The 14,856-nt window shown below is 42.0% G+C and carries 10 protein-coding genes; 4 read left to right on the top strand and 6 right to left on the bottom strand.

Annotated elements, in window-relative coordinates:
* Positions 1-20 precede the first annotated feature (20 nt).
* Genes VYJ22_RS02315 through ypfJ form a run of 4 tightly spaced genes read left to right on the top strand, consistent with a single transcriptional unit; the run spans position 21 to position 4,066 of the window.
* Complete coding sequence (locus tag VYJ22_RS02315) at positions 21-1,214, top strand: N-acetylmuramoyl-L-alanine amidase family protein (RefSeq protein WP_329904811.1); 1,194 nt, start codon at positions 21-23, stop codon at positions 1,212-1,214.
* A 9-nt stretch (positions 1,215-1,223) separates the two neighbouring features.
* Complete coding sequence (locus tag VYJ22_RS02310; protein ID WP_329904810.1) at positions 1,224-2,108, top strand: MlaD family protein; 885 nt, start codon at positions 1,224-1,226, stop codon at positions 2,106-2,108.
* 11 nt (positions 2,109-2,119) lie between these two features.
* Positions 2,120-3,142 (top strand): NAD-dependent epimerase/dehydratase family protein, encoded by a 1,023-nt coding sequence (locus VYJ22_RS02305; protein ID WP_329904809.1) that lies wholly within the window; start codon positions 2,120-2,122, stop codon positions 3,140-3,142.
* Positions 3,143-3,193: 51 nt separating this feature from the next.
* Complete coding sequence (gene ypfJ, locus VYJ22_RS02300; protein WP_329904807.1) at positions 3,194-4,066, top strand: KPN_02809 family neutral zinc metallopeptidase; 873 nt, start codon at positions 3,194-3,196, stop codon at positions 4,064-4,066.
* A gap of 626 nt (positions 4,067-4,692) precedes the next feature.
* Here the strand turns inward: ypfJ and VYJ22_RS02295 are convergent.
* The 6 genes from VYJ22_RS02295 to VYJ22_RS02270 all read right to left on the bottom strand — a co-directional run bounded on the left by VYJ22_RS02295 (position 4,693) and on the right by VYJ22_RS02270 (position 14,829).
* A complete protein-coding gene (locus VYJ22_RS02295) occupies positions 4,693-6,921 on the bottom strand; it encodes an Ig-like domain-containing protein (protein WP_329904805.1) in 2,229 nt (742 codons plus the stop codon).
* 118 nt (positions 6,922-7,039) lie between these two features.
* Complete coding sequence (locus tag VYJ22_RS02290) at positions 7,040-9,259, bottom strand: heavy metal translocating P-type ATPase (protein ID WP_329904804.1); 2,220 nt, start codon at positions 9,257-9,259, stop codon at positions 7,040-7,042.
* A gap of 61 nt (positions 9,260-9,320) precedes the next feature.
* On the bottom strand, positions 9,321-9,536 hold the full coding sequence (locus VYJ22_RS02285; protein WP_329904803.1) for a heavy-metal-associated domain-containing protein: 216 nt from the start codon (positions 9,534-9,536) through the stop codon (positions 9,321-9,323).
* A gap of 231 nt (positions 9,537-9,767) precedes the next feature.
* On the bottom strand, positions 9,768-11,906 hold the full coding sequence (locus VYJ22_RS02280) for a S46 family peptidase (RefSeq protein WP_329904802.1): 2,139 nt from the start codon (positions 11,904-11,906) through the stop codon (positions 9,768-9,770).
* A 6-nt stretch (positions 11,907-11,912) separates the two neighbouring features.
* A complete protein-coding gene (locus tag VYJ22_RS02275) occupies positions 11,913-13,319 on the bottom strand; it encodes a TIGR00341 family protein (RefSeq protein ID WP_329904800.1) in 1,407 nt (468 codons plus the stop codon).
* A gap of 7 nt (positions 13,320-13,326) precedes the next feature.
* The gene (locus tag VYJ22_RS02270; protein ID WP_329904799.1) at positions 13,327-14,829 is read right to left on the bottom strand and encodes an oligosaccharide flippase family protein; all 1,503 of its coding nucleotides are present in this window, start codon (positions 14,827-14,829) and stop codon (positions 13,327-13,329) included.
* Between the last annotated feature and the right edge of the window lie 27 nt (positions 14,830-14,856).

Below are 14,856 nucleotides of genomic sequence, written 5' to 3'. Positions count from 1 at the left end.
TAACAATCACTCTTATTTTTTTGTCAAATATATATACTTCGCAGGCACAATCCCGTAACAGAAGTTCAAATCAGTTTGTACTGGTGCTCGATCCCGGCCATGGAGGCCATGACCCCGGGACTATGGGAAACGGAGGCAAAGAGAAGGACATTGTGCTTGCTGTAGCATTGAAAGCCGGAGAAATGATCAGGGCTAAACATCCTGATGTAAGGGTGATTTATACGCGATCCAGTGATGTTTTTATTGGACTACAAAATAGAGCTGATTTCGCCAATAGAAATCATGCCGATTTGTTTATGAGTATTCACGTAAACAGTGCAGGCGCCAAAAATGTGACGGGTAGTGAGACTTATGTATTGGGATTGGAGAAGTTTCAGAAAAATCTCAATGTGGCGATGAAGGAAAATAAGGCAATGCTCTTGGAGGCTGATTATGAGAAAACCTATCGAGGGTTTGATCCTACCTCTACAGAAAGCTATATTATTTTTGATATGATACAAAATAGATTCCTTGATCAAAGTATTTATTTGGCAGAAGCTGTGGAACGTAATTTCAGAGCGGGTGGCAGGTACAGCAGAGGGGTACGCCAAAACGTATTCTGGGTACAGGTATATTCCGCGATGCCCAGTGTGCTGATAGAGCTGGGATTCTTATCCAATCCTACAGAAGCCGCCTTTTTGCTAAGCAATTCTGGACAGACCAAAACAGCGGAGTCTATAGCCAATGCATTTTCCCGATACTACAGCAGATATGGGAAAAAAGGAGTTGCGAAAAGTACCGGATCGGATAGTGAGGAGTCAAAAAGCAAAGACGATGATGTGAATGGCGGTGAAGAGACTGAGAAAGATACTACCGTACAAAATACAGGAATAGCATCGAAGGTCAATAACGAACAGCAAGATCCTCCTACCGCTAAGAAATCGTCGGCAGAGCGTAGCACAAACAAAACAGATGCTGTAAGCAACCGCGGAACTATTTACAAGGTACAGATATTAGCTTCTGTAAAAAAGATCAAACCGGGTAGCAGTGAGTTTAAAGGCATCAAAGAGAAAATAAGTGAAGAAAAGGGTGCAAAGTTTAATTATTATATGGTGGGCAACTGCTCATCGCTCAAAGAAGCCAAAAAGCTAAGGGCCCAAATGGCAAAGAAATTCAATGGAGCATACATTGTTATTTATAAAAACGGAAAACGTACAGGACAAATCTATAATTAATTATCGGCTATGGATAAGAAATATTCAAGAGAAATAAAAATCGGATTAGTTACCTTAGGAGCTCTGATCATAACTTATTTTGGGATTAACTTCCTGAAGGGGATAAATATCTTTAGCCCCAAAAACACTTATTATACCAATTTTGTCTCTGTAAACAACGTGTCTATAGCTACCCCTGTGACTGTGGGAGGCTTCAAAGTAGGCTCAGTAAAGGACATGGACTTTAATTACAAAGCCGGCAAAGGAGCACAGTTGGAAATCAGGTTTGATAAGAAAATAAAAATCCCTGTGGGATCTGCTCTCAAGATCAAACAAAATGCTCTCAGCGGAGCTGAGATAATCCTGTATATGGGAGACACAGCCAAAGGGTATCTTGAGCCGGGCTCTACCATACCGTCATTGGAGTCGGGCGGTGATATATTCTCGCTTACTTATGAGAAAATCCTGCCCATGGTAGACAAGCTTATGCCCAAGATAGACTCGGTACTTACGGGTGTAAACCAAAAGGTAAACAACCCCAATATCGACTCTACGCTCAGAGTGTTATATCAAACATCTCTCGACGTCAAGGATGTAGCCATGGCTCTGAAAAGCTCTACTTCTAACCTCCCTGAGATTATGAACAAAATAGAGCGAAGCACGGCTAATGCTGAAGTATTTACAAAAGATCTCCGCCAAGTAAATCTACAGGAGATCATAAACAATCTCAACGAAGCATCAGCTTCAATAAAAACGACAACACAGAAATTCAACTCCAAGGATAATACAGCAGGACTTCTTTTCAATGACCCCGCCTTATACAATCGTATAGACAGCCTGGCAAGAAGTGCGGAGATGCTGATGAGAGATATCAGAGAGAATCCGAAGAGATATGTACATTTTTCTGTTTTCTAAACAAAAGCTTAATGCCTGACAAAGAGACAAAGAGAATACTTATCACAGGAGCCTCCGGTTTTATCGGAGGCTATTTAGTACAAGAAGCGGTCAAAAAAGGCTATGAAGTGTACGCTGCCATAAGGAAAAACAGCAACACCTCCCGCCTGAAACAAAAAGATATACGACTTATCGAGATTGACTACACTAACCCGGAAGCTATCGCCCGTATGTGTGATCAACTCGCGCCATCTGCCGAAGAGCCGGCATTTCACTACGTTGTACACAATGCCGGTGTAACAAAAGTAAAAAACCTCAGTGATTTTCGGGAAATCAATGCAGAGAATACACGCCGTCTTATCGAAGGATTGAGCAAATCCCTACAACCTCCTTTGCACTTCGTTCTTATGAGCAGTATGGGAAGCTATGGCGCAACGCCCAATAACACAGATCCACTCTATTGTACCGATCCGCAAAATCCCTGTACGGAGTACGGCCGCAGCAAGCTCCTTGCCGAGCAGTATATAACGCAGAGCAAATTACGCTATAGTATCCTTATGCCCACAGGAGTATATGGTCCCGGTGACAAAGACTACCTTATGGCCATCAAGGCCATCAACAAGGGATTTGATTTTATCACCGGCCCCACTCCTCAGATGCTGACGTTTGTATATGGCGAGGACGTTGCACGTGCTGCCCTCTTTATTTTGGACAAGCCCGAGAGTATCGGGCAGCGTTACATCGTTTCAGATGGGAATACCTATACCGATATGGAGTTTGGCCGTTTGGTGCAAAAGATTTTGGGTCGTAAGCGGGTATTACACTTGAGAGTCCCCCTTCATTTTGTGAAACTGGGATGCCATTTAGGGCAACGCTGGGGCGACCTTACGGGAAATATCCTGCCTCTCAACAAAGACAAGTACGCTATCCTGGCTCAACGCAACTGGCGATGTGATGCCTCCCCTCTCTTCCTTCTTGGCTTTAAGCCGTTATATGATCTTGAAAAGGGTATCAGAGAAACAGTAAAATACGCCCGTGATCATAAACTTCTGTAACGGGAGATACGATATATCATAATGTCATAACAAAAGAAAGATTTTGAGCGTATGAAATGGTTAAATAGAAACAACGACACATCCAACTTTGAAGACAGAAGAGGCCGTCGTGGCAAGAGTATTGCCATTGGCGGCGTAGGAGGTATCATAGTGATACTACTGGCTCTGTTTTTGGGACAAGATCCCGGTAAGATGATGGACATGGCCAATAGTGTAGCCGGTGGTGATGGCAATTCGCAAGAGAGCGTTGACCCCGAAAAGGCTCATGCCTATGAGGAGTGGAAGGATTTTACGCTGGGGGTATTCAATAGTTGCAATGATGTTTGGTCAAAGATATTCCGTGAAGAACTGAAACAAGAGTATACCAAGCCTACATTAGTCGCTTTTACAGATCAAACAACATCTGCATGCGGAGGCGCATCGGCTTCTATGGGGCCTTTTTACTGCCCTGCAGATACTAAGGTGTATATTGACTTATCTTTTTTCAAAGAACTCGCCGAACGCTTCAAGGCTCCCGGAGATCTTGCCATGGCATACGTGACTGCCCATGAAGTGGGACATCACGTACAAAACCTTCTGGGAATCTCAGACAAACTGCATAGCATGCGTGGACGCATCAGCGACAAAGAATATAACAGACTAAGTGTGAAGCTGGAGCTGCAAGCAGATTTCTTCGGAGGTTTATGGGCTCATTACGCTGACAAGATGGGTATTATCAAACTCGAAGAAGGCGACTTGGAATCGGCCATAGCTGCGGCACAAGCTATAGGAGACGATGCTTTACAAAAGGCAGCGCAAGGCTATACAGTGCCGGACTCATTTACACATGGCACATCTGCCCAACGTGTATATTGGTTCAAAAAGGGATTTGTTACCGGTGATTTTTCACAAGGTGACACCTTTGGAGATACCTCTCTCAATTAATATCTTGGTAGTATTCCCAAAGAATATGTCGACAGTTTCAAGCAAATATGTCGACAGTTTCAAGCGAATATGTCGACAGTTTTCGGCAAAATATGTCGACATTGCAAAATGCCACCATTGCTCATCGCCGGCATGGGCCCATTGCTCACACTCAGGGCTACAAACTCACGCCCGCTTTAGCCCCTCCCTCCTCCTTGCAAAGAAGTCATCAAACCCAAAATAGTTTCCTTAAATTGCACCTGTGTAAGTCTCATTATTGTTATTCTTTTTTTCCTTTACAAATCTAAGATGAGACTGTTGCAAAAGTCAACAGTCTCCTGAATTTTGGAGGCAAAGCCGACAAAAGACACTTTGACCGGGCAGAGAAGGTAAAGTGCAAGGCGCTAAGAGTGAGTGCACAGGGAGTTTACTTCAGGTAAATGACCAAGCGCGAATCTCGCAAGCAATGAAGCAATTGGCCTGCTATGCAACGGTCTCAAGATAACATTCTTGAGTCTTACACACTTTTTGGAGACAGTATCCAGTATCGGGATATTGGATCGTCTCCATAATCTAATAGTGCAAAAACACCTCCATAGAACAACTATTCCACGGAGGTGATATACATAGAGGCATTAATCCAAATATCAAGAACCTGTCACTCGATGAACTTCTCGGAACGGTTCCTGAGCTTTGTTCGAGTCTTTGTCTTTGGATCGCTCTCTTTTACGTTCGTCCATACGCTTGTTGTATTCGATATTCTTATCCACTTCTTCTTTGTTTTCTTCAGGCTTAACCTTTCTCAACTCAAGGGGCTTCTGTTTATTGAGAGGAATCTTGTTTACTTGCCACGTCTCTCCCGTGGTAAATCCTTTCTTGAGAGCAAACATTATAGGACAGTAATATACATCTTCAGGCTGCTTGTCCGGGTACTCCCCCGTATCCCAAACGCCATTGCCATTGGCATCAACGAAGAGACGTGCGTAGTAATCGCCCGGTTGTATGTGATCGAACTTTGCCATCAACTTCTTATCCGCAGCTCCGGAAGTTGCCGCTAAAGAATCTGCTACCACAGTACTGTCTTTGGGTATCGTCAAAGAGTCTTTGTTGGCAATAATCAAAGGTGGAGATTTTGCAGCAACACTATCCGTTGTAGACGTTTGAGTCGGCTGTTTTTGCGGGATAAGATTATTTGATGAAGCTGAATCTCGAACCCCTCGTGCTGTATCACCCATTTTTTTGTTTACAGTAGAATCCGTATTGGCAGACGGGGCAAGATATTTTGCAGGAATCACGGCAACTACATTGTCGGATTTATCCAATAGCTCTACAATAGCACGATCATCTGTATTTTCAAGAGTAATCTCCAAGCTACTCAATTCTTTCTCAGCTTGAATACGTAAACCAAATTCCGTCTTGTTACACCCTACTCCATACACATCCTTGATAGCTGCTGAGTCAATATTGACTTTGTATTGAGTATCAAATTCCCATTGGTGCATCAAGTAATATTGTTTGCGATACATGGAGTCTTGTTTGATAGTGAAAGAGATGGGCGTACTCACAGAGTCTACGACTTTATTGATTTTGATCTTTGACTCATCAAAAGGAGACAAAGGCCGGTTGGCTATAAGTTTAATAGTATCACCCGGAGTGCCCCCATATACGCCTTTGGAGCCTGTAATCTGCAGGTTGAGCAGCGGTTCATCTTGGTTTTTACCTGATTTCTTTTCTTTGAATTTGGAGCGGTTGAAGTCTAAAGTGTCCGTTGCTGCCAACACTTTTCCCAAAGAATCGGTTTTGTCATACGTAATAAGCATTTTTACAGACTCTGCTCGTACTAAGCGAGGATCCGTAAACCAGTACTCCAGCATATTCTTCTCTCCCCGAGTGATAAATATAGCCTTATCGGCATCAATGCCAGACTGATCAACCAACTTGACAGGAACCAAGCGTGTGGGCGGAGTAAGAAAATCCACGGTAAAGAATAAGGAGTCTGGACGTGTAGAGCGTGATATACCCATACGTTGTAAATTCTCTTTGAAGAGCCTGAGCACAATGTTGTCAGGTTGATATCTTATATACTTTTCGGTAATAAGAGAGTCCCTTACCACCGTATCACGAAGGGCATTGAGCTCTTTGATCTTGATAGTATCCGTGCGATTAGCAGGTTTAACTGTGGTGAGATACTCTGTTTTGTCAAAAGCTATTCCTTCATTAGGTTGGCTGAAATAGAAATTATTATCGTTGTCTTCCAAGCCGAATATCCTATACTTTCCGGTTGACAAGTTGAGTAGTTTAAACTGCCCTTCATTGTCCGTACGGGTAGCGTATTTGAATTTCTTTGATTTGAAAAGAGAGTCTTGTCCTGCTTGATATACTCCTACGACCTTATTCTGAACAGGCTCTAATGTACGAGCATCTAACATAATACCACTCATTTGCATAGTATCGATAGTGGGTCCTGTAGAAAACGCATAGGTGAATCCTTTAAGTTTGTTCCCCTCAGTATAATCAACTATAGCATCATTGAAATTGAAGCTATAGGTTGTGTTATTCATAAGCTCTTCTTCAAACTCTATATCCAATGTTTTACCCACAGCGTTGAACTTGGGCTCCTTGGTCTGCGGAGGAGATACTATCACTTTCTCGCGCTGTTTTTCCAAATTGATGTTCTCATCAAAATAGAGTGTAATCTTTTTGGGTTTAACATTTACTGAGTTGGGCGGAGGTGTAGCTTTGATCATACGAGGTGGAGTTGTGTCGAAAGGCCCTCCCTCGGGAGAGCCCATATTGGCACAACTGCCCAAGATGAACAGTACAAAAAAGAAAAGGACAGTGGCTAAAGCCACTTTATGTTGATCGGACTTATACATGCTTTTTGCGAAATTAACTGACAGCAAAGTTAAGAAATATACTAAAAGACCATTACACCGGCTTGAAACTCAGTCGAAAAAACGTTTATCAACCATTAGGAATGGTCTGGGCAAGCTGTTATGACCCGAAATGATAACGCTTGAGACGCAAACTATTTGTCACCACAGAAATAGAACTGAGAGCCATGGCAGCACCTGCAATGCCGGGATTCATGACAAAACCATTGATAGGATATAATACTCCCGCAGCAATAGGGATAGCTATAAGGTTGTAAATCATAGCCCAAAATAAGTTTTGCTTGATAATGCGATAAGTACGGCGTGAGAGCTCAATAGCTTCAGGGATGAGGCGGAGATCAGAATGCATAATGGTAATCATAGAGACATCCATAGCAATGTCACTGCCTTCGCTCATGGCAACGCTGATATCGGCCTGATTGAGGGCTTCTGTATCATTGATGCCATCACCGGCCATGAGAACAACCTTACCTTGTTTTTGCATTTCCTTGATGAATTTATTTTTTTCATCGGGCATTACTTCGGCTACACAAGATTCTATTCCTATACGATCAGCAATAGCTTGGGCTGCCTCATGCTTATCACCGGTAAGCATAATAGTACCGATACCCATCGATTTGAGCTTGCCTATAGCTTCTATGGAGGTCGAGGGGAGTCTATCGGTAACATCAGCTATGGCTATGATTTTGTTTTCTTGGCTCATCCATATACTCCCCAATGAAGTGCGGTCTTTATCACTGGCATAAGACTTCAGTACCATAGTCTCTTCGGATTTGATATACTCTTTGATAAAAGACGGACTTCCTATGGCATAGTGATCTTCCTGATAAGAAAATGTGATGCCTTTACCGGGAATATTCCTTACATCAGTGATGTCTACAGTTTGCAACTGATCCAGTTTGAGATACTCCAGCACAGCTTTTGCCATGGGATGAGTACTCCGTAGCTCAGCAGAATATAGGAGTTGTTTGTACAAAAGCTCTTCTGATGAATCCCCTGCGTAAGACACGTGTGTTACCTCAGGTGTACCCGAAGTAATAGTGCCGGTCTTATCAAATACAGCGACATCTGTTTTTACTAACCTCTCCAGGGCAAGAGCATCTTTGATCAGTATATGATTTTGGGCTGCTTTACCGATTCCTACCACGAGCGCAGTGGGCGTAGCTAATCCCAAAGCACATGGGCATGCAATGACAAGCACAGAGACAGCAAAAACAAATCCTAATGAAGTGCCACTATCACCACCCCATAGCGACCATCCGATATAAGTAAGAAGAGCTATGACCAACACGACGGGAACAAATACGGAAGCAATCTTATCGGCTAGTCTTTGTATTGGAGCTTTGGTTGCCTGAGACTCCCTCACGGTGCGGATGATTCCACCCAATAAAGTATCTTGTCCTACCGAGCGTGTTCGGATAAGCAAAGGGTTAGCTTCGTTGACTGTCCCCGCAAATACGGGTTGCCCTACGGATTTCTCACGGGGCAAGGGCTCGCCATTGATCATGCTTTCATCTATAGTGGATATTCCTTCTTTTATTTCTCCATCTACCGGGATTCTTTCCCCTGAGCGTACTCTTATCAAATCTTCAGGTTGAAGCATGCTGATGGGAACTAATATCTCCTGTCGTCCCTTGACAAGCAAGGCTTCACGCGGCTGTAGCCCAATGAGGCTCCTGATGGCAGAACCAGTATTGTAATTGGACCGCTTCTCCATGAATTTACCCAATAATACAAAGGCGATGATCATGGCAGAAGCATCGAAATACAAATGATACATAGCATGATTGCCGTGCAAAGAATCACTTATAAGTAATATAAAGCTGTAGAGAAATGCAATAGAGGTACTGAGTGACACCAGAGTATCCATAGACGTCATACCATGACGTAACTGGCGCAAGGCATTGATATGAAACAACCTCCCCGACCATAAATAAACAGGAAGGGTGAGAAAAAACATAATGTAATTGACGTAAGCGGAATGATGAGATGTAAACATAATAAGCATCATAACCACTGTACATGCCCATGCTATAATAAGATCTCGCTTCATACCGCTTAGTTCCCGGCGGTATATCTTATCTTGCTGCTCAGAGATATCTTCTCCGGTACTTTCGATTACAATATCAAAGCCGATCTTCCTTACGGCGTCACGTAACTCATCTTGGCTGCATTTAGTCTCGTCATAGTGAACATTGACCGTGTTTTCCGATAATAAAACATTGGCAGACATCACTCCCGTAAGCTTCGAGAGAGCTTTCTCCACATTACCGGCACAAGCGGCGCAGCGCATTCCTATCACAGGAAATATTTTTCGCATAAAGATTAGATTAAATATATCACGACCGTCCTATGTCGAATGCGTGATAAGTATTTATTAATTACAAATCACAGTCGTAGCCGGCCTCTGTGATTTTTTGAGCTAATACGTGTGGAGAAGTCACTGCGTCATCATAGGTCACATCAGCAGTATTTGCTTCCAAAACGACTTGTGCCGATATTACACCATTTTGCTCTTCCAAGACTTTCTTGACGGCTGATACGCAGCCCTCGCACATCATTCCTTGAATGTTGAATATTTTTGATACGATTGACATAATAATATTTTGTTTTGGTATTTAGCAAGAACTATTTATAATAAGAAACCATTTTGCATATGTTATTCCTAAACCACAGCAACACCTTTTCTCTGCATGAGCGATAAGGGATGCTCTGATCTAACATATTATCTATCACACTCTTTATTACTCCTATAAATTTAATAAAATAAAGCGACTAAAGAGTATAAAATCTTTAGCCGCTTCATTGTTTGTATCAATAATGCTTTTTTACATCATCTTAAGCTCCTTGATAAGACGAGGACATTTACCCCATTTGTCTATTGTCCAAAGCACGTAACGAATATCCACAGATATAGTGCGTTGTAAGTCAGGTTCAAATTCGATATCACCACTCATTGCCTCCCAGTTTCCATCGAAAGCCAAACCAATGAGACGTCCGTTTTTGTCAAATACAGGACTTCCAGAGTTTCCGCCTGTGATGTCGTTGGTAGAAAGGAATGCAATATTGAGATTTCCATTCACACCATATTTGCCGAAATCTTTACGCTTTACCAAATCCAGAATATCTTTTTGCAGATTAAACTCATCTGAGTTCGGGTCATACTTTTCAAGCAGACCTTTATCTGTGGTGTAGTATCTATATGTCACAGCATCGGCAGGTTCGTATCCCTTGATAGAACCATAGCTCATACGCATTGTAAAGTTAGCGTCGCTGGGCATAAGTCTTTTGGGATCCATCTCACGACGTCCGGCAAAGTACAAGCGATTACCCTTTTCAATAGCCATAGCATAAGCTTCGTTTTCCGTCTGTAATTTTCGTGCAGCGGCAAGAACAGATTTTCCAAAGATAATACCCGGATCAGTTTTGGATAAATTGGATAGATCTGCCGACGGATTCTTCATGATCTCATTTACTTTTTCTTTGTAGGGCACAATACTGTTGCTAAACAAATAGTCGGTATACTTTTGGGTACTACCACCAAACTGTTTGTCAATAGTCTGATAAATATCCGGTAATTTGTCAGCAGGAACTTTTTTGCGTACAAGATCGAGCATAGCAGGCAATACTTTCTTATCTAATGCAGGAAGATAGTCCTTGTAGTTGTGCTCGTTTACATAATTCAAGAGATCAGCACGGCGTTGTGGCATAGTAGCCATAGCATCTACATATTGGCTGATGCGTCCTATTTCTGCACCACCGATCAAGGCTTCGTACATATAACCCATATCTCTGGCTCCTTGTCCGGATGCTTTATATGCCTGTTCCATAGAAGACAGTACATCCGAATACATAGATTTATTACCTTTTTTTACCCAATCGGCAAAAGCTCTCTCTTCCGCTTCCTTGCGTCCGATAACATCCAGCTTCTGAATACCTCGGTTCATCCCTATAGAGTTTTTCCAATAGTTGGCACTCTGAGCATATTTTGAAGCATATTTAATACGTGTAGCCTGATCTGCCTGCATGGCCTTTTTCCATATCTCCTGCTTTACACCTCGCACTTCGATACGTGGAGCATTTTCATTCTCCATACGGCTTTTCACTCCCCACGAAGGGATATATCTTTCGGTACTTCCGGGAAATCCTATAGTCATAGCATAGTCTCCGGGTTTGTAGCCCTGCATACTTACTGCTGCAAAATATTTAGGCTTATATGGCTTATTATCTTTATTGTATGATGCCGGATTATTGTCTTTGTCGGCATATACACGAAACACTGAGAAGTCGCCTGTATGTCTTGGCCACATCCAGTTGTCCGTGTCACCTCCGAACTTACCTATAGAACTGGGAGGAGCAAATACCATACGTACATCTTCAAACACATCATAGGCAATCATGTAGTAGGCATTGTTTGCATAGAAAGGTTCTACAATAACCTGTGCATGTTTTCCCAGCTTTTCATTTTCTTTGGCAGCCATCTCGCTGCATACTTTACCGGCTTTTTGCAGACGTTCCATCTCATCCTTAGAGTCCTTGATGGCGTCAAGAACTTCCTTGGTCACATCTTTTACAGAACGTAGATATTTGACTTTAAGACCTTCGATAGGAATCTCATCATTGATTGATTGTGACACAAAACCATCACGCAAATAATCATGATCTACAGAGCTCTTACTCTGAATAGAAGAGTAGCCGCAGTGGTGATTGGTAAAGATAAGTCCCGTATTGGAAACGGTGATACCGGTACATCCTCCACCAAAAATAACTACAGCATTGGCAATAGACGGTTTGTTGAGACTGTAAAGAGAATCGGCTGATAGCTTGAAGCCTAACTCCTTCATCTTTTCGATGTTTTGCTTGTTGAGCTCGTTGAGGATCCACATTCCTTTATCAGCTTTGGCGATAGAACCTAAACCAAGGAAAAGGCAAGCCCCAAGTACTAGGGTTTTAAAATGGTGTTTCATAAGTTTCTATTTTGAATTATCGTAAATTATATTGACATATTTTGTTTTAGTTCTATTTTTCAACCATTCGTTTAATCGTGTCTGGTCTTTGTTGGATATATTCTTTTCTTTTTTCACAATTACCAACAATACGGAATCCTGCCCTAATGCCAAAGCGGGTGTAGGAGCAAATGTAATTTTCTTCACTTCCGGGAAGACTACTTTAGCTTCGCTATTAATATCGGGTATCATGCGGTTGTATTGTCCATAAACGTTGAGAAGATTTTGCAAAGAGTCTATTTTCTGCTGTTGATCCTTGATGATTTTGTCAGAGTTATTGTACAGATCCTGCAACAATACACTCTTGAGTTCGCTCACATCATAATCAGTCTGGGGCTCTAAGCCCTGCTTGATCACAAGGGGAATATCTTTCAGTCCGTATTTGGGCATCAGCGCTGTAATGCTATCGATATACGGTTTAGTCAGGGTTTGCCCCAGAAGTATTACTTCAAGTTTGTAAGCCCCTTTCTCCGTCACCAACTGATCTTTGATCACCTGCGTACCTGCTAAGTTGAGGTTCTCTTTTACAAAACGATGGGCACCGTCTTCAATTACACTATCTTTGATAAGTTTGAATCCTAAATAGATACTTGGTACTATTGTACAAATGGCAATAAATGCGACTAATTTGCGTATACGTTGCTCTCTAGCCTTATCCACCATTGCTTTACGGGGAAATTTCAAAGCTCTTACCATCAAAAAGGTGGCCAAAGCGATAAAAACCGAGTTGATGATGTAGAGATAAAAAGCACCGAAGAAGAATTGCATATTCAACTGTGCCAGTCCATAACCTGCAGTACACAACGGAGGCATCAAAGCTGTAGCAATAGCCACGCCGGGGATTACATTACCTTTGGTTTTAGTACTACTGGCAAGTATACCGGCTATACCACCCACAAAGGCAATGAGTACATCATAGATAGTGGGTTGGGTACGGGCGAGCAACTCACTCTGAGCTTTGCTCAACGGGGAGAGTAAGAAGTAAATGGTAGCGGTGAGAATACTGAAAAGCGTAGTAAGAGCAAGATTTCTCAGAGACCTTTTGATCAGTTCAAAGTCCGAAATACCCAATCCCAGTCCGAATCCGATAATAGGGCCCATAAGAGGGGAGATAAGCATGGCACCGATAATAACAGCCGTAGAGTTTACATTAAGCCCCAAGGATGCAATCATAATGGCACAAATAAGTATCCATAGCTTGGTACCCCGAAAATCTACATCTGCTTTGATGGTTTCTATAGTACGGAAATCATTTTCCTTATCATAATTGAGATTGAAAATCTTTTCTAAAAAAACTTTGAACGTCACATTGGGTTCTTGCGGGTTTGCAGATGCACTTGCACTTACCTTAGTATTATTATTTTCCGAGTTCATAATCTTTTTACTGTTTTTTCCTGAGTAGTGATATCTGACCGAGAGGTATATCTCGCTTAATAATTACATAAAGCATGATCAAAATAAGTAAAGTATTTATCATGATTCTGAGCCAGCTCATGCTGTCAGGGATATAATTCCATCCCAGTAGCTCCAAACTTACCAAAACTGAAGCAATAAGCACATAAAAACCTATTGATCTCAGATCATAAGGTACATGATAGTATTTCTTACCAATAAAATAGGACAGGAGCATAATCAATGTATTACTGATTACAGATGCCCATGCACAAGCCATGAAACCGAAGCGGGGAGCTCCAAAGATAATGATAAGCACAGTAAGGGCACAGCCTGCGACTGAAAATATAGTTCCCCAAAAAGTCTTATCGGTTATTTTGTACCACAGAGACAAGTTGGAATATATCCCGAACATCATCTCCCCGAACATTACGAGCGGTACTACAGCAAGCCCTGCATAATAGGCCGACGATACAAAATGTTTGAGAATATCCAGATATCCTATTACCCCCACATAAATAAAGAGCGAGGAAATAATAAAATATTTCATCGCAGATGCATAAGCAACTCTCTCATCAGCGTCGTGTCCTTCTTTCTTATTGAAAATAAAAGGCTCATACGCATAGCGAAAGGCCTGCGTGAACATCACCATTACTACAGCAATCTTGAAGCACGCAGCATAGATACCTAGCTGTTGGTCTGCATAGGCACGGTCTTCAAAGAGCAATGGAAAAAGTATCTTATCCGCCATTTTGTTGAAATTCCCTGCTATGCCCAACAATAATAATGGGAAAGAATAATGCATCATCTTCTTCCATAATTGAAGGTCAAACACCCTGCCCACATGACGTAACTGGGGAGACAGCAGCAACAATGTCATAGCACTGGAGATAAGATTAGCAATAAATATATATCCTATTACATAGCCGGGAGTATAAAACCAATTGACGGAAGCGGGAAAATGATTCAACAACCATGGACATGCAAGCAAGAAGAAACAGTTGAAGAATATTGTGAGGCCTATGGAGATCAATTTGACAAGAGCGAATCTTACGGGACGTTTTTTGTAACGTAAATAAGCAAAAGGTATTGCAGAAAAAGAGTCCATGGCTACTATTATCATCAACATAGCCACAATATCACTGTTACCAGCATATCCCAGAGCCGTACTGATAGGAGAAAGAAAAAACAAACCCAGTACTAAAAACACCAATACATTAAAACCCACACTCCATAGAGTGGTGGTGTATACTTTATTGGGCTCTTTGCTTTGGTTGATGTATCGGAAAAGACCCGTTTCCAAGCCAAAAATAAGGATTATCATCACCATGGCAGTCCATGCATAAAGATTGCTTATAATACCATATTCACCGGTAGAACTGACGGCTCTAACATGCAAAGGGACCAACATCCAATTGAGGAAACGTCCTAAAATACTGCTCAATCCGTATATGGCAGTATCTTTCATCAAACTCTTTATCGTCGAAGCCATAAAAGACTTTTAATTTAAATTATATCC

Origin of the sequence: Porphyromonas pogonae (genome assembly GCF_036320655.1) — a bacterium.
GTDB classification, from domain to species: Bacteria; Bacteroidota; Bacteroidia; order Bacteroidales; family Porphyromonadaceae; genus Porphyromonas; species Porphyromonas pogonae.
Note: the sequence above shows the minus strand (reverse complement) of the source record. Positions and strands in the feature narration are given on the sequence as shown.

Bases quoted from the DNA above. Each gene is read 5' to 3' on its own strand.
- VYJ22_RS02270 (WP_329904799.1), bottom strand. From the start codon at position 14,829: ATGGCTTCGACGATAAAGAGTTTGATGAAAGATACTGCCATATACGGA.
- VYJ22_RS02305 (WP_329904809.1), top strand. From the start codon at position 2,120: ATGCCTGACAAAGAGACAAAGAGAATACTTATCACAGGAGCCTCCGGT.
- ypfJ (WP_329904807.1), top strand. From the start codon at position 3,194: ATGAAATGGTTAAATAGAAACAACGACACATCCAACTTTGAAGACAGA.
- VYJ22_RS02310 (WP_329904810.1), top strand. From the start codon at position 1,224: ATGGATAAGAAATATTCAAGAGAAATAAAAATCGGATTAGTTACCTTA.
- VYJ22_RS02275 (WP_329904800.1), bottom strand. From the start codon at position 13,319: ATGAACTCGGAAAATAATAATACTAAGGTAAGTGCAAGTGCATCTGCA.
- VYJ22_RS02285 (WP_329904803.1), bottom strand. From the start codon at position 9,536: ATGTCAATCGTATCAAAAATATTCAACATTCAAGGAATGATGTGCGAG.
- VYJ22_RS02280 (WP_329904802.1), bottom strand. From the start codon at position 11,906: ATGAAACACCATTTTAAAACCCTAGTACTTGGGGCTTGCCTTTTCCTT.
- VYJ22_RS02295 (WP_329904805.1), bottom strand. From the start codon at position 6,921: ATGTATAAGTCCGATCAACATAAAGTGGCTTTAGCCACTGTCCTTTTC.
- VYJ22_RS02290 (WP_329904804.1), bottom strand. From the start codon at position 9,259: ATGCGAAAAATATTTCCTGTGATAGGAATGCGCTGCGCCGCTTGTGCC.